We start from the raw sequence: 19595 nt of genomic DNA, 5'->3' as shown, positions 1-19595 counted from the left end.
GGCCCCGTCGGGTGCGGGCTCGGGTGGACCGAGGATCACCGAGCCGGTCACGCTCATGATGGCTTCGAGCAGGGCATCGTCGCCGCCGACGAACCAACCGGCCGCGCCTTGGCGTTTGAGCGCCTGCCAGACCAGATTGCCCTGCAGATCGGCCTCGGCGCGCTGCTCGTCGGTCAGGTTGTTCGCGACCTGGTTCACCGGACTTTCCCCGGAGGTCAGGCTGCGGGTCTCGAAGACGTCGCCGAAGCCCTTCACCATCGCCACCAGCGAGGTGTTGTCCTTGTGCTGCACGTCGAAGGCGCTCGCCACGTCGTTGACCAGACCCTTGGCGAGCTGGCAGGAGTTGGCGTAGCCCTGATTGAGCGCCTGGAGCTTGCGCTGCAGCGACTCCATGACCTCGACACAGGTCGGGCACATGGCGGTCAAGGCGACCTCGAAGGCGTAGCCGGTGGCGTTCGCCGCAATCGAGCGCATCAGTTGTTGGAACTGATCCGCGGAGATGAAGCTGAAGGAGCCGGCGAACATGTCGATGCCCCCGCAGCCGGCCTCGAAGGACGGCGGCACCACATGCCAGAGCGACTCGCTCATGAGGCGGTTGCGGTTCACCACCGACCCGCCCGAGAAGGCGCCGCGGCGCTGCCCCATGTGTGCCGAAGGGTTGGTGAGATTGACCATGCTGTCGAACATGACGCTCGACTGGGTGGCGATACCGGCCGCCTCGGCGGCGGGCGTCGCCGTCGCGGCGATCAGGACAAGGGTCGGTGCGAATCGAATCTTCATCGGGGGGCCTGGAGGGTGTCGGGAAGAACGGTGGCGCGCAGTGCCTCGAGCAAGGCGCTCGGGTCCTCGGGGAGTGCGGAGAGCGTCGCGGCAGCGCTGCGCTGCTCGGCCGGACCCGCTCGGAGACGGCTCGCCTCCGCCTCGCTGACCCAGCCGGCCTGGACGGCGGCGAGGACGATGCGATCGCGCAGTTGGGCGAGCGAGAGCAGTCCCTGGGCGATCGGGGCCACCGAACCTTGGTCCGGGCGGGCGAGGAACATCGCCGGGGTGGAGATCACGCCCAGCGCCTCGGCTTGGCCGCGGTCGATGTCGAAGGCGGGAAACGTCCCGTCCGCGAGGCCCGCCCCGTCGAGAGAGACCGCCAGTACCGCGAAGCCGTAGCGCTGCGCGAGGGCCTCCAGGAGCGGTGCCTGTGCATCGCAATAGGGACAGTCCGAGCGGAAGAAGAACCAGAGTGCGGTTTCCCCGGCGAGGCGTTCGAGCAGGGCATCGCCGGCGGCGCTCGCCTGTTTGTCCGCCAGGTTCGCCCCGAAGTTGGCGGTAGGTCGGCGGGTGATCTCGTCGAGGACGGGATCGCCCTGCACCACGCGTTCGGACACCCGGGCAAAGCGCGAGGACTTGTCCATCGCGATGCGCTGCAGGTGCAGGTAGACGGCCACGTTCTCGGGGGATGGATCGTCGATGGCGCGGTCGCGGTAGGTGTCCAGGTGTTCGCGGAACCATTGGGCGGAGAGCGGCGTCGGTCCGGGGGACACCTCCGCGACGGGCGCAGACGGCGCCAGCTCGGACAGATCGGGCTCGACGGACGCAGGCGGCGACTCGGCGTTCGGCGGTGCCTCGACCGGCACCGGCACCGGCGGCTCCCGGTACCAGAACCAGCCCTCGGCATCGCGCGCATAGAAGCCGCCCGCGGGTGCCGCCGACGCCGGCCCGGCCGTCAGCGCGACCAGGAGGCCCGCGGCGAGGGCATCAGCGCGAGGTCGCATCGGAGTGCCCTGCTCGCCGAGGAGAGGCGCGTCCGCCGGCCCGCGCATAGAGGGCGCACAGCGGACAGCCGATCAGGATCGCGTCGCGCATGGCGATGTAGCGGGTCTCGCAGGACGGACACCAGGCGATCGCGGCGAGCCCGGCGCGCAGATCCCGCGCGACGATCCAGGCTTGGTTGATACCCAGAACACCTGCATGCGGGCCGTCGATCAGCGCCAGATAGAGCTCGTAGGCGCGCACCAGCCCGTGCGGGTCGATCATGCGCCCGAGGGCTCCGTCGCGACGGTGCTCGGCATAGACCACGCCGAAGAGCGAAGCGGCGGCGTGCTCGGTGCGGGTGCGGATCATCGACCCGGCACTGTCCGGCAGCGGACCGCGCGGCGGCGCCCGCCCGTGCAGCTGTCGATACCAGCCGGCGAGGACCGTGCTCTTCAGCCCGGTGGCCCAATGCACGACCCCGACCCGCGCGCCGTGCTTCAGCAAGGCCAGCGCGAGGGTCTCGGCGTCGTGTCGGGCGAGGTGTGGATCCGGCATGCGTGCAGAAGTTTGCCCGAGGGCGATCGGGCCGGGCTTCAATGGATCGGCGCTCAACCCGCACCCCCGGCGGCACGCAGCGCCAGATGCAGATTGCGCAGGGCGGGCGGCACCTGCGCCCGGGCGAGCGGTGCGTCGAGGCTCGCGCGGAAGGTCACCACGGGTGCTTCGGCCAGATCGAGCACCGCCTCCAGCGTGGCGCCGGCGAGCCACTCGGCCAGCTCCGGATTCACGCCGAACAGTGTTGAGGCCACCTGCGGCGAGACCCTGGCGGCATCCCGTGCGCCGATCCAATAGAGGCGATTGCAGCGTCGCACGGTGTCCTGCAGGTCGGGGATTCCGGGGGACGGCATCAGGGTTGGCGGCATTGCAGATACTCCGATCGGGATTCGAGAACGCGGGGGACGTAGGTGCGGGTCTCGCGATAGGGCGGGATGCGATAGCCGTGCTTGATCACGGCGCCCTCCCCCGCGTTGTAGCCGGCGGCGACCAACGCGGGGTCGCCGTCGAACATCCCGGCCAGATCGCGCAGGTAGCGCACGCCGGCGTCGATGTTCTGTTCCAGATCGCGCGGATTCGCGCCGTAGCGGGCGGCGGTCGCGGGCATCAGCTGCATCACGCCGGTCGCGCCCTTCGGGGAAACCGCCGTCTGGCGGAATGCGCTCTCGCGCCGGGCGATGGCGAGCGCGAACGCCGGATCCACGCCGTGGCGGCGCGCGGCGGCTTCCACGAGCGCGGCCACGGGTTGTTTGTCCGGGGCGATGCAGCGGGCGTGATGGTGTGCAGCGACAGTACGAATGCGCGGGCCTTGTCCCGGAGCGCCGGAAGACGCGGGCAATGACGCGGGAGGCTGTTCAGGAGACGGGGCAAGCCCGATGCCCGGTTCGCTCAGCGCCTCGGCGAGCGCGAGAATCCGCGCGCCGAGGGTCTCGGCAGCGGTGGACGACGCGGCACGATACTGACCGATCCCGCGGGCTGGATTGCTCGGATAGGCGCGCAGGCCGACGGCGATCAGCGCGGCCCCGCGCGCGAGATTGCGCGCCGGATCGAGCAGCTCGGCCGGCGTGCCGCCGAACCGAAGATGACGCACCGGCACGGCCAGGAGTCCGACCGCGAGGTCTGTCGCCTCGTCCGTCGACGCGGACTCCAAAGCCCGTTGCGCGTCCTCGCTGGTGGCGTAGTGGAACCGACGGCCGCTGACGACGAGCGTCCAAGGCCACGGCGAGGCCTGACCGTTCGCAATCCGCCCGCTGGCCGAGAGCGCGGCGGCGTAAAGCAAACGTGGCTCGATGCCATGCGCCCGTGCCGGCTCGGCCCAGACGGGCGGCAGCGATGCTTGTGCGGGGCTGTCGGGCGTGCCGGCGGGTACGCCGTCGATAACTTCGGGCGCGGCATGGACCGCGGTCGTGGCCAGCACGCCGCACAGCACCCCGGCAAACCAGACGCCTCTAATCATCGACGCGCCCCAGCCGACCAACGAGTCGATCCCGGCGCCGCAGTGCCGCCGGGTCGTCGGGCGTCGAAGGCGTTGCCGGTGCGACCTTGGCAAGCGCAACGGCACCGCCTTTGATCGCCAACAGCCCGACGGCGGCGAGGTGACGAAGCCGTGCGGCCCGCGAGCGCTTGGGCAGCTGCACCAGATCCGCGAGCAGCTCGGGCTGGGACGGGCCGATGTTGACCACGGCGCGCAGCAGGTCGCGGGAGCGCGCCTCAGCCGGCATAGCGATGAAACCCGCGCGCATTCGCAGCGATCGGATCCGCGGCCACCACGACCGTCGCACCCGGAAACAGCCCGGTAGCCGCCCGCACGTAGAGGCTTCCGCCGCCCCCGGCGATCAGCACGAGATCCACGCTCGCGCTCTCGCGGCGCAGGGATCGGCGCAGGCTCTCCAGCGCGACCGCACAGACCGGTCCGGCCGCGCGCCCGAGCAGGCTCGGCACCGACAGGCGATGTCCGGCCTGCAGCACGAGCGCACGCCCGGCGCGCAGCGCGGCCTCCAGACCGAGCGGCTGGGGTTTGCCGCCTGCCTCGGCCACGGCCCCCTGCGCGGCCCGCTCCAGCAGCACCGACATGGCCTCCAGGCTGGTGCCGCTGGCACTGCGGCGCAGCTCCCCTTTGACGACGAGCGCCCAATCGAAGGAATAGAAGCCGGCGTCCAGCACGATGACGGTGCCGGTCTCGATGCGCTCGAGGATCTCCTCGTCCGTGGCGGTATAGACCAGATCGAGGTAGGCGCCGATCGGCTGCGGAACGACCCGCACCTCGCCGACCTCGAGGCTCGCCTCGCCCAGGCCGTGCCGCCCCGTCAGGAGGCGCTTCAGCCGCTCCCGACGGCGCACGTCCCCGGCTTGGGCGACCGGCAGTCCGGTCACGACCAGGTCGATTTTGCGCTGTCCCGTCAGCTGCAGCGCGGCCAGGGCCAGCGCGTGATAGCTCGGGGTGGCCGGGTAGTCCTCGTGCAGCGGGCGCTGCCAGTCCTCGAAGCGCTCGGGCTCGATCGCCGCCGCCCAGGGCACGCCGTCCAGATCGACCACGACCGGTCGATCGGCGGCCGCGATCCCCTCCTCCGCGGCCGCGCCGATGCGCTCGCCCAGATGCTCCAGGGGAGCGGCTCCGGCCGGGCGCAGGATCAGTCGCGGCAGCGCTCCGCGAGGCCCTGCGGCGATCTTCACATTCGAATAGCCGATATCGAGTCCGACGACGTACATGGCTCCGCCCGATGGGTTCACACCGAATGCACTGGCGGTACACGGACGCGCTTCACGTCCTCGTCGCACCGATGCATTCCAATGACAAGGTTCACAAGAGATTCGCGATCAGCCGACAAAAAGGCGACAGCGAACGCTCGGCATTCTTGGCGTCGAGGCGGTGCAACGCCAGCCGTTTAAATGACCGAAAACGGTGTCTTTCCGGGCGGTGCCCGACGCATGACGCGTGCTAACCTCCAGCCACCCGACGGCAATGGAGAACGGCCGCCGTTCGCGTGGAAGCGAAACAGGAGCGACCCGAAGAACCGATACGTTTCGGAAATGAAACGGGAATGCCGATCGGTGAAAACGTGGCGAGCGCGTTTTTGAAGGGTATTGGCAAGCAGGGATCCACGAATGAAACACCCCGCGGCGTTTTCCGCCGTCCGGCGACACCCACCCCATGGACGCGCGAATACGCACCGTCCCGAGCGATCAGGGATCAACGCATGACACGAGAACCGAACGGCAATACGAACGACGAGCATGCGCATGTGCACTCTGCACGAGGAGAGTATGACGCGCCGACCGACCGAGGGGCGACGGAACGGCCTGCCCTGACCGGAAGCCTCCCGCGGCAAGGGAGAACAGCGGGCCTTGTTTCACCAAAGATAAGAGGGTGCGAACGCCAGGCCGGCGTGCCGCCTGCCCACAGGCTCAAGGCAGCCTTCCGGGCAGGCCCGCCCGGCGTTGCGGGCAGGGACGCCGAGGAGGAGGACGCCGCCGACGCGGACGCGGCACCGAACCAGGTCGAGGAGGCGCTCGACGCCTGGATCGCGCGCAACCTGGCCGCCCTGCAGGAGCGCGCCGAGCAAGGACGCAGCGCCTTCGAGCAACGCCTGGCGGAGGCCGGTCAGGGGCTGCCGCGCAGTGCCCGGGGTCGCATCGGCGTGCGGGTGCGCCCGCAGCGGGCGAATCGCGCCACCCCGGGCGCCTTCTCGATCGAGTGGGTCACCTACCGCCATGTGCACACCGCCTCGGGCGTCGTCTATCTGTCGGACTACATCCGCAAGGGCGATGGGGATCGCTACCCGAAGAGCGCCTTTCGCGGCATCGCACGGGACTGGCAGCGCCCGCTCGTGGAGGAGGCCGAGCAGGGATTCGGCGCCATCCGCGCCGCCGCGCGTCAGCTCGCCGAGGTGCGCACCCGCTTTCGGGCCGCCGCCAAACGATGCCGCGAGCTGGGTCTGGACGATGAGGCCGAGCGCTGACGGGCGATCCGCCGCAAAGCAGACCCCTCCGCGTGGTTATCGCCATGGCCGGGCGCATCCGCGACGGTGCAGGATGCCCGGATGACACTCTTCGATCTGTTTCGCTGGTCCAAGCCGGCCGCACCGATGCCCGCGCCGGGTACCGATGCGATTCCCGAATCGCCCCCCGATCCGGACGAGGACCTGCTGCGCTACCCGCCGTTCATCAAGGGACTGCCGGCCTCCGACGTGGACGCGCTGCTCGCCAAGCAAACCGAATTGATCCGGCGCCTGCAGGACGGGATGGGCATGACCGATGCGGATTACCGCGAGCTTGTCCTGCCGGTCGTGCGCCGCCTCGCCGCCTTCGTGCATCTGCTGCCCGCCTCCGAGGCCCATCATCACCGCGGCTCGGGCGGGCTGCTGCGCCATTCCCTGGAAGTGGGCTTCCTCGCCGCGCAGGCGTCGATGCGCCACGTCTTCGCGCTGGATCGCGAGCCCAAGGACCGCTATCACCTGGAGCCGCGCTGGCGGGTCGCGAGCGGTCTGGCCGGGCTGCTGCACGATATCGGCAAGCCGGTCGCCGACCTCACGGTGTCGGATCGCGACGGCACCCTCACCTGGTGTCCGCATGAAGAGCCGCTGCTTGACTGGGCCCGCCGGCACGCCCTGCAGCGCTATTACCTGCGCTGGCGCGAGACGGGCCGCCACAATGCCCATCTGCAGATGGGCACCTTGGTGGTGCACGCCATCCTCACACCCGAGATCAAGACCTGGCTGAGTCGCGATCCGGCGATCCTCGCCAACCTGATCGCGGTGGTGGGCGGACAGGAGGAGACCTCGGTCCTCGGCACGGTGGTCGGCAATGCCGACCGCGCGAGCGTGGCGCGCGATCTGCGCGAGAACCGCATCGATCCCGACGCCTTCGCGCTCGGCGTGCCGGTGGACCGCTACCTGATCGACGCGATGCGCCGTCTGGTGCGCGACGGCACCTGGACGGTCAACACGCCCGGCGCGCGGCTGTGGATGCTCGCCGACGGGCTCCATGTGGTCTGGCCGCAAGGCGGCGAAGACATCGCCGGTCTCTTGGCGCGCGACAAGATCCCCGGCATCCCCAAGGCCCCCGAGACCATCGCCGACATCCTGGTCGAGCGCGGTCACGTGACGACCTATCGCGAGGAGGAGCGCGACCGCTTCTACCGCCGCATCGCCCCGGCGCCGCTCGTGAAGGACGGCAAGCCGGTGCAGCTGACCATGTTGCTGCTCGCCTCGCCCGAGCTGGTCTTCGCCGGGCATCCACCGGCACCGGTGGCGCGTTGGCAGGAGGGTGCGAGCTGCGCGCCCGTCCGGATTGAGGACCCGGCCGAGCTCATCATGAGCGACGCCGATGCCGTCGATGCTCCCGACACCGACGGGGCTCGCGCCGCGCCGTTCGACCTGATCACCGCGACGGAGCAGATGGCCGGTCCGGACGCTGCTGTGGCGGCGACGGCGTCATCGCCCCGACCGTGCGCCGATTCCGAGCCCGTACCGAATGCTGCGGCCGAGGCTCGACCGCAGCCGAGGGCGCCGGACGACCCCGCCGCCTCGGCCCGCAGCTGGCTCGCAAGCCGCGGCACCGGCGGCCTCGCATTGATCACGCTGCTGCGGTCCATCGCGGACGGCGAACGTCCCGCCGAGATCCTCGTCCGACGGGATCGGCATCTGCTGATCCCCTACCCCGAGGGGTTGACGGCACTCGCGGTGCCCGGCATCGGGATGGAACCCGCCGAGGTCCTGCACGCCTTGTGGGACGACGGTCTGCTCGCGATCGATCCGCGCCGCCCCTTGCTGCGCGTGCGCGAGATCGACGGACGGATGCGGGCGATGCTTACGGTCGAGGCCAGCGCCGCAGTCGCGACCCTTCTGAAATCCGTGCCCGAACAGGTCGCGGAGGAGGTCCTCGCAGTCGAGCCTGTCGCGGACGGTCCGGTCGACTCCGAAGCCGCCGTCGACCCCTCGCGGCATACGGACACCATCGAAGCGCCGAAAGCACAATCCGCCCCGACCGCCCTTGCACACGCCCCGCCCAAACCGCCGCCACGCAGGAGCGCCGCGCGCGCCTTCGCCGAGGAACTGACGGCCCAGTGCCGCACCGGGCGCGTGCCGACGACGGCGCTCCCGAACGGTCTGCTGATCGACCACGCCACCCTCGCGGCACTGGCCGCCGAGCACCGCATCCCGCCCTCGAAGCTGCTCCGGCGCCTCAAGCATCAACCGGACTTCATCCCCGACACGCGCGGAATCATCCTGGCGGGGCGTGCGTGAGGACCTATGCCAATCCCTGGCGCCCGCTCTTCGAGCTGCCGGCGCTGCTGCTGTGGACCGGCATCGCGGCCGTCTCCTGGGCCACCGCGGAGCTGTGGGATCTGCACGCGGCCTCGTTCCGGTGGCTCGCGGTCGGCAGTCTCGTGATGGCGCTGACCTGGCTCCCCGGCACGGTGCGCGGCATCAACCGGCGCGACTGGCTGCGCGGGCGTCCGCAGCAGTTCATCGACCCGCAGGTGTTTGCCGCACGCGTGTCCTCCTGGCCGGGGTTGCTGTGGATGGGCCGCGGGTTCGATTGGGAGGCCCGGCATGCCCAGGAGGCGCTCGATCTGATCCGGCTCGGACCCGAACGGTTCGCCCCGCGCGATCCCGCCCGTCTGGGTGCGACCTGGATCCACGGTCTCGGCGGTGCCGATGCGGAAGTGACCGTTCCGCTCGCCCATACCGAAGGGCATGTGCTGATCGTCGGCACCACCGGGTGCGGCAAGACCCGCCTGTTCGATCTCCTGGTCACCCAAGCGGTGCTGCGCGGGGATGCGGTCGTAATCCTCGATCCCAAGGGCGACCGCGGTCTGCGGGCCGCCGCCGAGCGCGCCTGCGCACTGGCCGGCACGCCGCAGCGCTTCGTCTCCTTTCATCCGGCCTTTCCGGCCGAATCGGTCCGTCTCGATCCGCTGCGTCACTTCCAGCGGGCCACCGAGCTGGCCAGCCGGGTGGCCGCCCTGATCCCCTCGGAGACGGGCAACGATCCCTTCAAGGCGTTCGGGCAGATGGCGCTCAGCCATGCCGTGCACGGGATGCTGGCCGTGGAGGAGCGCCCGACCCTGGTGACGCTGCGCCGCTATCTGGAAGGCGGTGCGGACGCCCTGGTCGAGCGGGTCCTGCACCGCTACTTCGATACCCATCTGCCGCACTGGCAGGAGCATGCCGGTCCCTACCTCAACAAGGCGCGCGATGCCAATCGGCGCGCGCGGGGTCTGCTCGCCTTCTACCGCGAACGCGTGCGCGGGGAGCATCCATCCACCGTCATCGACGGACTCGGGGGCCTGCTCGAGCACGAGGCCGTGCATTTCGGCAAGATGGTCGCGAGCCTCATGCCGGTGATCGTGATGCTCACCTCCGGACACCTGGAAGGCCTGCTCTCCCCCGACGAGACGGACGCGAACGATCCGCGTCGGGCGGCCTCGATCGGGGAGATCATCGCCCGGCGCGAGGTCCTCTACGTGGGCCTGGACAGTCTCTCCGACCCCATCGTGGGCAGTGCGATCGGCTCGATGCTGACCGCCGATCTGGCCGCCGTGGCGGGCTCGATCTACAACCACGAGGCCCACCCGCGCCCGACCGACATCTTCATCGACGAGGCCGCCGAGACGGTCTCCGATCCGCTGATCCAGCTCCTGAACAAGGGACGCGGGGCGGGGCTGCGTCTGACCATCGCGACCCAGACGTTCGCGGACTTTGCCGCGCGCATGGGCAGCGAGGAGAAGGCCCGCCAGGTGCTGGGCAACCTCAACGGGCTGATCGCCATGCGCGTGATCGATGCGAAGACCCAAGAGTACATCGCCGAGAGTCTCCCGGCGGTACGGCTGTGCACGGTGGTGAAGAGCCAAGGCTCCACGACCGCGAGCGATCGACCGTTGCTCTACACCGGCAATGCCGGGGAGCGACTCGACGAGGCCGAGGCGCCTTTGTTTCCGGCGGCGCTGCTCGGGGAGCTGCCCAACTTCGAGTACCTGGCCCGCTGGCCCGGCGGGCGCGTCTCCAAAGGCCGCTTGCCGATCCTCGGAGAGCCCCTGCCGCCACCGACCGAGCGGTGACGACGCCGATGCCACCCCATCGCGATCCGACCGGTCGACTTGCGCTGTCGGCCCTGTCGCGGGCCGACGCCCGGACGCTGCGCACCCTGGAGCTGGAGTGGCCGGATGCCGTCGGCTTGATGGCGCGGGTCGCCCTGCTCGCCTGCCCGTCCGCGCCGTCCGCGGACAACCCTGCCGAACCCGCGCTGGCGATGGTGCGCGCGGGCATCGCCGCCTACCGTCGCGCCCGCAGCGAGGGCGAGGACGATCTGGCGCGCTTCGCCGCGTTCGTCGACGCCATCACCCTCGCCCTGCCGCGCCGACACCAGTATTGCGTGGCGCGGGCGCTGACCGAGCCACAGCGCCGGGTGCTCGCCCGGCGCCTGCCCCCGAGACAGACCTCCCGTGTGGGATAGCGCGAACACCAAGGAGGGTCGCGGCGTGTGGCTGTGGGCGCTCGCCTCCACCCTGCTGCTCTTCGTGCTCGAGCTCGTCCTGTTCGCCTCCTTCATCCCGACCGACTGGGCACGGGACGTCGAGCAGACCGAGCAGCGTCGGCTCGTGGAGACCCTTGGGGCCGACGCGGCGCAGGCGATTGTGGCCCGCGGCGCGCGGTGGTACGACACGCTCTTCGTGGAAACCGGCATCGCCCCCTGGACCTATCGACTGGTCGCGACCGGACCGGGCGTGGAGTCAGGCTACGGCCTGGAGCCGATCGGCGCGAGTCCTGCCTGGGCCTGGTTGCGCGGACGCCTGGACGTGATCTGGGGCGCGTTCGCGCAGGCCCTGCGCCGGATCGCGCTGCTGCTGGCGTGGTGGCCCTTCATGGCGATCGTGCTGGTCGCGGCGATCGGCGACGGCTGGCTACGCCGGCGCATCCGGCAATACGGGTTCGTCTATGCCAGCCCGCTGGCGCATCACACGGCGCTGCGGATCCTGCTCGCGCTTTGGCTGATCGTCGGGCTGCTGCTGTTCGCGCCGATCGCGATGCCGGTTCTTGCGGTTCCGGTGCTCGGCGTCGTCTCGGCGCTGTGCGTGGCGTTCGTGGTGACCCATACGCAGAAGCAGCTCTGAAACGCGTCGGTCCTCCAAACCGCTGCGGGTGTCACGGCCGGTCAAGGCACTCGGTCCGTGGGCCCATTCCTATTCGGGACCCATCCGAGGCTCAGATCGCGATGGTCACTTTTCCTGTCCCGAGAGCCGCTTTGCAATCTCGCTGATCGGGATAAAGAGACGGTTGGATTGGCTTGTAAAGCGATGAAATCCCAGGCGGGCATAGAACGCGGCCGCGTGTTCGTCCTTTGCGTCCACGACAAGCGCATAGATCGCCGGTTCTGCCCGCAATGCACGGGCAACGGCATCAACGACAAGGAGTGCACCCAAGCCCCGACGTTGATAACGACGCTCGACGGCCAAGCGCCCGATCAGTCCGGCAGGAAGTGATGGGTAACGCGGCAAACGCTTGGTCAGGCTCTCGGGCAAGTCGGTCAGCGGGATGCCCGCCGCCGCAAAGGTGTAGTAACCGGCAACCTGGTTTTCGGCGTCCAACAACACAAAGCAGTTGCTCACGCGACGCCGGACGTCCTGCGTGACGCGTTCTCTGAAATACCGATCCAGTGCGTCGACGCCGCTGCAAAAAGCCCCGCGATCCTGCGCTCCGAGAAGCTCGATATGAAATCCGTCTCCGACCACGAGCGTTACGCGTTCAGGCGAAGGTAACGCGCGACGGCGCGCTCCATCGATGGCGTGAGCGGTTCCGGGTTCAGCAACGCCTCCGCGAACCGATGCTGATCCTCGACCGACAGTCGGATGATGCAGGCCTCCTCGATGGCGCGATGGGCCGCGTCCCGAGCGGCGTCGACGACAAAGTCGCTGACACTGCGTCCCTGGAGTTCGGCGGCGCGTTTGACGACGGCCAGTACCTCGGGCGATACCCGGGCCTCGAAGCGGGCGGTGCGGATGGTTTCTCTCGGCATCATGGTGTCCTCGGTTTCTTCAATGATTGTACGTGACTCATCCGTACATTGTAAGCCGCTCGGTTCACCACACCGCGTCGCCGTGACGGCGGACACGACGCGTTCCACCTGCGGCAAAGCGTATGCTTTCGGAGGGTTATCGCCGTCGCCGGTCGGTTCGGCGTGACGCACCATGCGCTCACGCCAAAACCGCGCAACAGGCACCCGATGGAGACCCTCGACTTTCCCCACCACATCGACGAACCGCCCACCCTGCTTTTGTGGCGCATGGACGATCTGATGCCGTTGGTGCTGGCGCTCGTTGCCGGCATCCTCGCCGGACAGCTCACCATCGCCCTGCTGCTCGGCGCCCTGCTCTCGCACGGTTACCGGCGGTTCCGCGACCGCCAGGCCGACGGCTACGCCCTGCATCTGATCTACTGGTTCGGCCTCATGCCGCTCGGGGCGCGCTCCACGCCCAACCCCTTCGCGCGGCACTACGTGCCATGACCCTCGGCGACTTTCTCTCCACCTGGCGCGGCACGACACTCGAGAATCGTGTCTGGCGCATCACGGTGCTGGTCCTGGTCGCCTCCAACCTGATCCTGGTCGGACTCGTCGGTCAGGTCGAGCGCACCGTGGTCTTGGTCCCGCCGGTCTTGGAAGGCGAGGTCACGATTGCGCGCGAGTACGCGAGCCAGGAGGTCGAGGAGTCCTGGGGCGTCTACGTCGCCCAGCTGCTCGGCAATGTCGGCCCGACCACGGTCGACGGGCTCGTGCGCGTCTTGGATCCGCTGCTTGCCGGCGGGCTGCATCGCGAGGTCATGGCCTCGATCGCCGATCAGACCGAAGCGATCAAGCGCGAGAACATCGCCATGCACTTCGCCCCGCAAACGGTCGCCTACGACACCGCCACCCGCACCGTTTTCGTCACCGGACAGCACAAAACCGAAGGCCCGGCGGCCGCCCCCGTGCTCAACCGACGCACCTACGAGCTGCGGGTCGAGTTCCGCAACTACCGCCCGCTGATCACCCACCTGGAGGTGTATCGCGGCGATCCGCGCACCATGCGCGATACCGACCCCGAGGACGCGAAACCATGATCACCCGACGCCTCTCCATTCTTGCCGCCGTCCTGGCCGCGTCGAGTGCCCAGGCCGACCCGACCTTCGAGATTCCCCCGGTCCCCTGCACGCTGCTCGACGCAGGGTGCACGCCGAGCGCCGTCTCCTCGGTCCTGCAGACGTCCCACTCCGAACCCGAGGGCCTGATCCGCACCGTCATGGGCGGCGGAGCGACTCCGGTGCGGCGCACCGCAGGGAGCCTGCCGGTGACCCTGGAGCTGGGTCCGCGCAACCTCGCCGTCACGCCGGGCACCACGGTGCTGATCGAGATCGCGATCGGACACCTCAACCGGATCGTCACGCCCTTTGCTGACCCGGTCGTGCATACCGTCTCGAATGCCTCCACCCAGGTCGACGGCAGTGTGGTCTATGTCGCCACCGATACCGAAGAGCCGGTGTCCCTGTACATCGGCGACGGCCAAGGCAGCACGTTGGCCTTGGCACTGACCTTGGCCCCGCGGTATGTCCCGCCGCGCGAGGTTCGCCTCACGGTGCCGGGATATCAGGGTAAGCGTGCCGGGAACGCGCTTGCGACCGCGCCGCGCGCCGCGGTCGACCCGGTCGCCGTCATGCCGATGCTCGCCAACGCCTCGGACCGGGACAGCGACGGGCCGGCCTACGTGTCGGACCTGGTCGAGCAGTTGCGCGCGCTGGCGCAAGGTCGGATGCCGGCGGGCTTTCGGGTCGCGACGGGTTCGGGTGATGCAAAGCTACGCTGCGCCGACGGGCTGAAGGTACGTCAAAGCGAACGCGCGCAGGGACCGGCCTCCGACCTGGTGAAGGCCAGGGTCGCCAACACCGCCGCGCACGCCATCACGCTCGAGCACGACACCTGCCGCCCGGACACCGCCACCGTCGCCGCGATGGGCGCCTGGCCGCGCCGGGTGCTCGCGCCCGGCGAGGAGACCGAGGTCTTTTTCGTCCTCGCCCGCGACGCGCGCCCGAACCGCGCGACCGGGCAGCCGCAATGATGCTGCATCGACACTGGGAGAACCTCTCGCCCAACGCCAAGCGGGTCGCCGCCCTCGGCGGCGGCGTCTTCGTGGTCTCGGTCCTGACCGCGGGGAGCTTTCTGTTCGCCCCGGCGCAGACCATGGGCCTGCAATCCCCCTCGCCGCGCGACACCTTGGTGCGCAACATCCTCACGGATGCGGATCCGCGACAACTCGGGATCGAGGCCCTGGTCAATCGCCTGGAGCGCATGGAAAAGCGCATGAGCGAGGTGCAGCGCAACCTCGAGCGCAGCGCAACCGCGGCACCGAACACCGCCGCGCTCGGGCCTTCGCAAACCGAGCAGGATCTGGGCAACGCGCGCGAGCTCGAGGCGCTGCGCGGGGAGATCGATCAACTGCGCGAGGCCCTCGCCGCCCAGGCACGGCAGTCGGCGAGCCCGCCGGGACTGCTGGAACCGGAACCACAGAGCGATGCGGATCCGGCAGCGCCGACCGCTACCGCCGCGCAGCCGCACCGATCGGCGCCGATGGAGGCGCTGTTCGGCCCGCCGACGGCACCGCCGGCCGTGCCTGGCACGGCACCCTCCTCCGCCGTCCCCGTCCAAACACCGGGGCGCACCCTGCAGATCCGCACCGTCGCCGCGCCGGCCGCGACGGCGCCGCCCGCCGCCACGCCCCCCGGCACCGCCGAGCCGGGATCCGTCTATATCCCCGCCGGCGCCATCCTCAAGGGCGTCCTGCTCAACGGCATCGACATGCCGACCGGGCAGAACGCCCGCAAGGATCCCGTGCCGGCCCTGATCCGGGTCAAACACCAGGCGATCCTGCCCAACCGGGTCCGTGCGGATCTGCGCGAGTGCTTCCTGCTGGTCGGCGGCTTCGGCGATCTGGCCTCCGAGCGGGCCTATCTGCGCGGGGAGACCTTCAGCTGCATCCGCAACGACGGCGGCGTGATCGAGATCCCCATCGACGGCTACGCGGTGGGCGAAGACGGCAAGGTCGGGGTGCGCGGGCGGGTGGTCTCCAAACAAGGTGTCCTGCTCGCCAAGGCACTGCAGGCGGGGTTTCTGCAGTCCTTCTCGCAGATCTTCAACCGCATGCCGACGATCCCGGTCAACACCGGCTCGGGCACGGACCTGCAGTTCCAGTCCATGCTCACGCCCCAAGCCCTGAGTGCCGCCTCGGCACAAGGCGTCGGCGGCGCGATGGATCGTCTGGCGAACTACTATCTGGACATGGCCGAGCAGCTGCTGCCGGTGATCGAGGTCGATGCCGGACGCGGGGCGGAGTTCATTCTCAACCGCGGGGTGTCGATGAAGCTGGCCGATGTGGTGGAGTAACATGGCCGGGCGATCGACGGCGATCGCGCTCCCGATCCCGCCGACCTAGGGTCCATCCCCGCATGTCCCGCCTCGTCATGCATGTCGATCTCGACGCCTTCTATGCGGCGGTGGAGCAGCGCGACCGCCCGGAGTGGCGGGGGCGCCCATTGGTCGTCGGCGCCGAGCCGGGTCGGCGCGGCGTGGTCGCCACCTGCTCCTACGAGGCGCGGCGCTTCGGCGTGCACTCGGCCATGCCGATCGCCGAGGCGGTGCGCCGTCTGCCGGCGGAGACGGTCTACGTGCGACCGGATATGGCGCGCTATGCCGAGGTGTCGCGGGACATCATGCGGGTGCTTGGCACCCTCTCCCCGCTGGTCGAGCCAGTCTCGATCGACGAGGCATACCTGGATGTCTCCGGGTTGGAGCGGCTGATCGGTCCGCCCGAGGTCGTCGCACGGCACGCCAAGGCGGCCATTCACGCGGCGGTCGGGCTGACCGCCTCGGTGGGCATCGGTCCGAACCGCCTGATCGCCAAGCTCGCCTCGGACGCCCGCAAGCCGGACGGGCTCCTGGTGGTGCACCCCGAGGAGGTCCGCGCCTTCCTGGATCCGCTGCCGCTCGCCGCGCTGCGCGGCGTCGGCGCCGTGACGGCCCGACGCCTCGAGCAGGCCGGCTTGCGAACGGTCGGCGACGTGCGTTGCCGACCACTGGAGGATCTGCGCCGACGCTTGGGCGCACGCACCGGCACGCAGGTCCATCTACAGTCGAACGGGATCGCCGACGACCGGGTCCATCCGGCCACCGAACGGCAGTCGATCTCCAAGGAGACGACCTTCGCCGAGGACGTCGTGGACACCGACGTGCTGCGCGACACCCTGCGTTGGGCGGCGCAGGAGGTCGGCTACCTGGCCCGACACGCCGCGCGCAAGGGCGCGGTGGTTACCCTGAAGATCCGCCTCCACCCCTTCGAGACCCATACCCGCTCCCGGACCCTGGCGGCACCGACCGCGGAGGATCGCGTCATCTTCGATACGGCCTGGGACCTGTACCGGGCCGACACGCATGCCGGTCGGGCGGTGCGGCTGATCGGTCTGGGTCTCTCCGGCTGGGCGCAGACGCCCGTGCAGCCGGATCTGTTCGCGGACAAGGATACCCGCGAGGGCAATCACCCGGATGATCGCCTCGACGCGACGCTCGATGCGATCCGGCTCAAGTTCGGCAGGCACTGCATTCAGCGTGGGCTCGCTCGGCGGCCGTAGCGATGCATCGACCCTGTCGTTGACAAGAGGCTTCTCCCGGGCGGTTCGACGCGGATGCCGACCGCTTGTAAAGGCGCTGCTCGCCAACACACTCGCCACTGATACCCGAGGCAGCGGAGACGTGACGGATCGGACACGGGAGGACAGGCCGGCATGAGCACAGCGACGTACACACTGGTCGAGCGCAAGGGCCATTGGCTCACCGGTTGTCTGCGGGCCTTTCGCGAGGATCGTCTGGGCTTTCTCGTCGAAAGCGCGCGGATCGCGCCCATCGTCGGATTCCGGCTCGGCCACAGACGCGTCTATCTCGTCTCGCATCCGGATCTCATCCGCGACCTTCTGGTGACCAAGCATCGGCATCTGGCGCGGGATCCACTCGTGCGCAGAATCCTCGAGAAGACCTTGGGGGTCGGTCTTCTGACCAGCGAAGGCGAGGCGTGGAAACGCCATCGCCGCATGATCGCCCCTGCCCTGCACCGGCAGCAGGTGCGCGGCTATGCCGACAGCATGGCGCGCCACGCGCTCGCCCTGAACGAGCGCTGGCACGACGGACAGGAGGCGGATGTGGAACAGGAGATGGACGGGCTGACGCTGTCGATCGTCACCGAGGCACTCTTCAGGGTCGACAGCACCGCCCGGACCGCGACGGTGGCCGCCACGGTTCCGGCCTTGCAGGCGATCGCCACGCGCCAGTTCGATCGCCTGCTGCAGATCCCGGATTGGCTCCCGACCCCGGAGCATCGCCGACAGCGGGCACTCTCCGACACGCTCGGCCGCATCGTCTCGGAGGCGATCCACCGGCGTCGCGCGAGCGGTGCGGATGGCGACGACCTCCTGACCCTGATGGTGAACATGACCGACCCCGACACCGGCGCGCGCCTCTCCGACGAGGAGATCCGCGCGGAGGTGCTCACCCTCTATCTTGCCGGTGACGACACCACGGCCCTGACGCTCACCTATGTGTGGTATCACCTGGCGCGCCAGCCGGAGATCACGGCGCGTTTCCACGCGGAGATCGATGCGGTCTTGGGCGGTCGACCGCCCGGATTCGATGATCTGGAGCGTCTGCCGTATACCCGGATGGTCTTCAAGGAGGCATTGCGGCTCTTCCCGGCCGCCTATCTCTTGATGCGAGCCACCGCCGAGCCACTCGACATCGGCGGGCACCACATTCCGGCGAAGAGCGTCCTGATGACGAGCCCCTACGCCATGCATCGTCACCCCGAGCTCTGGGAGGATCCGGAACGCTTCGATCCCGAGCGCTTTGCCGAGAACGCCGATCTCGGCTGGCAAAAGTTCAAGTATTTCCCCTTCGGAGGCGGCCCGCACATCTGTATCGGCAACCAGTTTGCACTGGTCGAAGGCCCGCTGATTCTGGCGACCATCGGGCAGCGCTACCGGTTCGAGCTCCTCCACCCGAACCAGCAACTGGAATTGGAGCCGCAGATCACGCTCGGTCCCAAAGGCGGCATGCCGCTGCGCCTGCGGCGGCGCACGCCGGCTCGCGAGGCGGCCTGATATGCGCCACTCTTCGTCGCGCGCAACCCGGATGCTGAGCCTGTAGCCCTCTAGGTCAGTGCTATCTCCGACGCCTGAGCCCGATCGCGCTAGAGCCGCTTGCACGGCGTCTCGTCGAGCGCTGCGCGCAGAATCTCCCGCTCCAGCGCCGCGGAAGGATGCCAGAATCCCCCGCGCGCGACGAAGCGGCTGCCGGCGTCAACCACGGCTTTCTCCTCTTCCACCATTCGAGGTATTACGGGATCGATGGCCAGTTCCGCCAACGCCGCGTTCCGGCGTATGAACATGGCGCGGTCCAACCGCCCTTCGGCATCGAACCCGAGCATTTCGTAGACGAGCCGGACGACGGCGTAGGGTGCCCGATCACGCACCTCCACAATCACCTCGGCCATCCGCACGCGCTGGCCGGCGAAGCGCTCCAGCCGGTGGCTCTCGGGGTCATCGACCATGCGGGAGAACGTCGCGCTGGCAAGTCGGTACAGGCTGTCGTCCGGTCCGAGGATGAAGATGCGGGTCGAGTAACTCACGCTGACCGTCCTTTCAGGCCCAGGGGTCCGTCCGTAGTGTACCGCACCGGTCACCAAGGCATCCGTGCGCCGTCGCATGGGTAGACCCTACAGGCGTGTCACCACCCTCGGAGCACTCGATGCTGGTCCGGCTGGAACAGCGAGGGTCGTCCCACCCATGGCCAGGCAAGGGGCATCGTGCTGGCGATTGATCCGGATCAGCTGCCACCGCTGGAGCCCCCGTTTAACTGACGCCTTTTAGCGTTTGTGGCGATACGACCTCGACGGGTTGTCGCTTGGGATCTCGCGCAGCCGCCAGTTCGGCCCGCGACACCCCACGTTCGCATTGGGACGCCAAGCAGATGCTCCGCCGCCTCTCGCCGACCGGCAGCAGTTGTTAAGGGTTATCAGATGCCTGCCGCCGCAGGAAGACGGTGGAGGCCGGCACGGCATTGAAGGCGGGCTGAGGGTTACGACTCGGAGCGCGAGCGGCGGTAGGCGTCTGATAAGCCTCGAGGGAGGAAACCGCGGGAGGTTGGCTCCGGGCTATGGGGATTTGAGGGGCGCGACCTCGGCGTGAGCGGTCCGGAAGGTCGGTCGGGTCTGCTCGGTTGGG

The 19595-nt window shown here is 69.3% G+C and carries 21 protein-coding genes; 11 read left to right on the top strand and 10 right to left on the bottom strand.

Translation table 11 applies throughout. The features are described 5' to 3' along the window. From THIMADRAFT_RS12285 to THIMADRAFT_RS12255, 7 genes are all read right to left on the bottom strand, one after another. Positions 1-780, bottom strand: a 780-nt coding sequence (locus THIMADRAFT_RS12285; protein ID WP_007193365.1) for a conjugal transfer protein TraH, incomplete at its 3' end; no start/stop codon positions are given. Then, complete coding sequence (traF, locus tag THIMADRAFT_RS12280; protein ID WP_007193364.1) at positions 777-1766, bottom strand: conjugal transfer protein TraF; 990 nt, start codon at positions 1764-1766, stop codon at positions 777-779. The genes traF and THIMADRAFT_RS12285, both read right to left, overlap by 4 nt. Continuing rightward, positions 1750-2301: a FlhC family transcriptional regulator gene (locus THIMADRAFT_RS12275; RefSeq protein ID WP_007193363.1), complete on the bottom strand. Its 552-nt coding sequence runs from the start codon at positions 2299-2301 to the stop codon at positions 1750-1752. Before THIMADRAFT_RS12275 ends, traF begins: the two co-directional genes overlap by 17 nt. Positions 2302-2354: 53 nt before the next feature. Further along, positions 2355-2669 carry a hypothetical protein gene (locus THIMADRAFT_RS12270; RefSeq protein WP_007193362.1) on the bottom strand — a complete coding sequence of 105 codons (315 nt, stop codon included), beginning with the start codon at positions 2667-2669 and terminating at the stop codon, positions 2355-2357. Next, positions 2654-3757 (bottom strand): lytic transglycosylase domain-containing protein, encoded by a 1104-nt coding sequence (locus THIMADRAFT_RS24770; protein WP_007193361.1) that lies wholly within the window; start codon positions 3755-3757, stop codon positions 2654-2656. Before THIMADRAFT_RS24770 ends, THIMADRAFT_RS12270 begins: the two co-directional genes overlap by 16 nt. Then, positions 3750-4022: a hypothetical protein gene (locus THIMADRAFT_RS12260; protein WP_040731135.1), complete on the bottom strand. Its 273-nt coding sequence runs from the start codon at positions 4020-4022 to the stop codon at positions 3750-3752. Before THIMADRAFT_RS12260 ends, THIMADRAFT_RS24770 begins: the two co-directional genes overlap by 8 nt. Beyond that, positions 4012-5010, bottom strand: coding sequence for a ParM/StbA family protein (locus THIMADRAFT_RS12255; protein WP_007193359.1), 999 nt, complete (start codon positions 5008-5010; stop codon positions 4012-4014). Before THIMADRAFT_RS12255 ends, THIMADRAFT_RS12260 begins: the two co-directional genes overlap by 11 nt. 677 nt (positions 5011-5687) lie before the next feature. Here THIMADRAFT_RS12255 and mobI point away from each other — a divergent pair. The 5 genes from mobI (at position 5688) to THIMADRAFT_RS12230 (ending at position 11416) form a co-directional block, all read left to right on the top strand. Beyond that, on the top strand, positions 5688-6260 hold the full coding sequence (gene mobI, locus THIMADRAFT_RS12250; RefSeq protein ID WP_040731132.1) for a conjugative transfer protein MobI(A/C): 573 nt from the start codon (positions 5688-5690) through the stop codon (positions 6258-6260). A gap of 81 nt (positions 6261-6341) precedes the next feature. Beyond that, complete coding sequence (gene mobH, locus THIMADRAFT_RS24765) at positions 6342-8546, top strand: MobH family relaxase (protein ID WP_007193357.1); 2205 nt, start codon at positions 6342-6344, stop codon at positions 8544-8546. Then, positions 8543-10363, top strand: a complete 1821-nt coding sequence (traD, locus tag THIMADRAFT_RS12240) for a conjugative transfer system coupling protein TraD (RefSeq protein WP_007192797.1) — start codon at positions 8543-8545, stop codon at positions 10361-10363. The genes mobH and traD overlap by 4 nt, the downstream gene beginning before the upstream one ends. An 8-nt stretch (positions 10364-10371) precedes the next feature. Then, a complete protein-coding gene (locus THIMADRAFT_RS12235; protein WP_007192796.1) occupies positions 10372-10758 on the top strand; it encodes a hypothetical protein in 387 nt (128 codons plus the stop codon). Continuing rightward, a complete protein-coding gene (locus tag THIMADRAFT_RS12230) occupies positions 10748-11416 on the top strand; it encodes a DUF4400 domain-containing protein (RefSeq protein WP_139052807.1) in 669 nt (222 codons plus the stop codon). The genes THIMADRAFT_RS12235 and THIMADRAFT_RS12230 overlap by 11 nt, the downstream gene beginning before the upstream one ends. A gap of 105 nt (positions 11417-11521) precedes the next feature. Here the strand turns inward: THIMADRAFT_RS12230 and THIMADRAFT_RS12225 are convergent, their stop codons facing one another. Both THIMADRAFT_RS12225 and THIMADRAFT_RS28585 read right to left on the bottom strand, forming a co-directional pair. Next, on the bottom strand, positions 11522-12034 hold the full coding sequence (locus THIMADRAFT_RS12225) for a GNAT family N-acetyltransferase (protein WP_007193355.1): 513 nt from the start codon (positions 12032-12034) through the stop codon (positions 11522-11524). 5 nt (positions 12035-12039) lie between these two features. Beyond that, complete coding sequence (locus tag THIMADRAFT_RS28585) at positions 12040-12492, bottom strand: type II toxin-antitoxin system TacA family antitoxin (protein ID WP_407635151.1); 453 nt, start codon at positions 12490-12492, stop codon at positions 12040-12042. Positions 12493-12525: 33 nt separating this feature from the next. Between THIMADRAFT_RS28585 and traL the strand changes: the two genes are divergently transcribed. The 6 genes from traL to THIMADRAFT_RS12190 all read left to right on the top strand — a co-directional run bounded on the left by traL (position 12526) and on the right by THIMADRAFT_RS12190 (position 18473). Further along, on the top strand, positions 12526-12807 hold the full coding sequence (gene traL, locus THIMADRAFT_RS12215) for a type IV conjugative transfer system protein TraL (RefSeq protein WP_007193353.1): 282 nt from the start codon (positions 12526-12528) through the stop codon (positions 12805-12807). Next, positions 12804-13400 (top strand): TraE/TraK family type IV conjugative transfer system protein, encoded by a 597-nt coding sequence (locus THIMADRAFT_RS12210; protein WP_007193352.1) that lies wholly within the window; start codon positions 12804-12806, stop codon positions 13398-13400. Before traL ends, THIMADRAFT_RS12210 begins: the two co-directional genes overlap by 4 nt. After that, positions 13397-14392: a TraK domain-containing protein gene (locus tag THIMADRAFT_RS24760; RefSeq protein ID WP_007193351.1), complete on the top strand. Its 996-nt coding sequence runs from the start codon at positions 13397-13399 to the stop codon at positions 14390-14392. The genes THIMADRAFT_RS12210 and THIMADRAFT_RS24760 overlap by 4 nt, the downstream gene beginning before the upstream one ends. Continuing rightward, positions 14389-15714, top strand: coding sequence for a TrbI/VirB10 family protein (locus THIMADRAFT_RS12200; protein WP_007193350.1), 1326 nt, complete (start codon positions 14389-14391; stop codon positions 15712-15714). Before THIMADRAFT_RS24760 ends, THIMADRAFT_RS12200 begins: the two co-directional genes overlap by 4 nt. A 62-nt stretch (positions 15715-15776) precedes the next feature. Next, positions 15777-16955, top strand: coding sequence for a DNA polymerase IV (gene dinB / locus THIMADRAFT_RS12195; protein ID WP_007193349.1), 1179 nt, complete (start codon positions 15777-15779; stop codon positions 16953-16955). Between the two features lie 153 nt (positions 16956-17108). After that, a complete protein-coding gene (locus tag THIMADRAFT_RS12190; RefSeq protein ID WP_007193348.1) occupies positions 17109-18473 on the top strand; it encodes a cytochrome P450 in 1365 nt (454 codons plus the stop codon). Between the two features lie 89 nt (positions 18474-18562). On the opposite strand, the gene THIMADRAFT_RS12185 is transcribed toward THIMADRAFT_RS12190, so the two are convergent. Continuing rightward, a complete protein-coding gene (locus tag THIMADRAFT_RS12185; RefSeq protein ID WP_040731260.1) occupies positions 18563-19000 on the bottom strand; it encodes a hypothetical protein in 438 nt (145 codons plus the stop codon). Between the last annotated feature and the right edge of the window lie 595 nt (positions 19001-19595).

Origin of the sequence: Thiocapsa marina 5811, assembly GCF_000223985.1 — a bacterium.
Taxonomy (GTDB): Bacteria; Pseudomonadota; Gammaproteobacteria; order Chromatiales; family Chromatiaceae; genus Thiocapsa; species Thiocapsa marina.
This window is presented reverse-complemented; position numbering and strand designations above follow the sequence as displayed.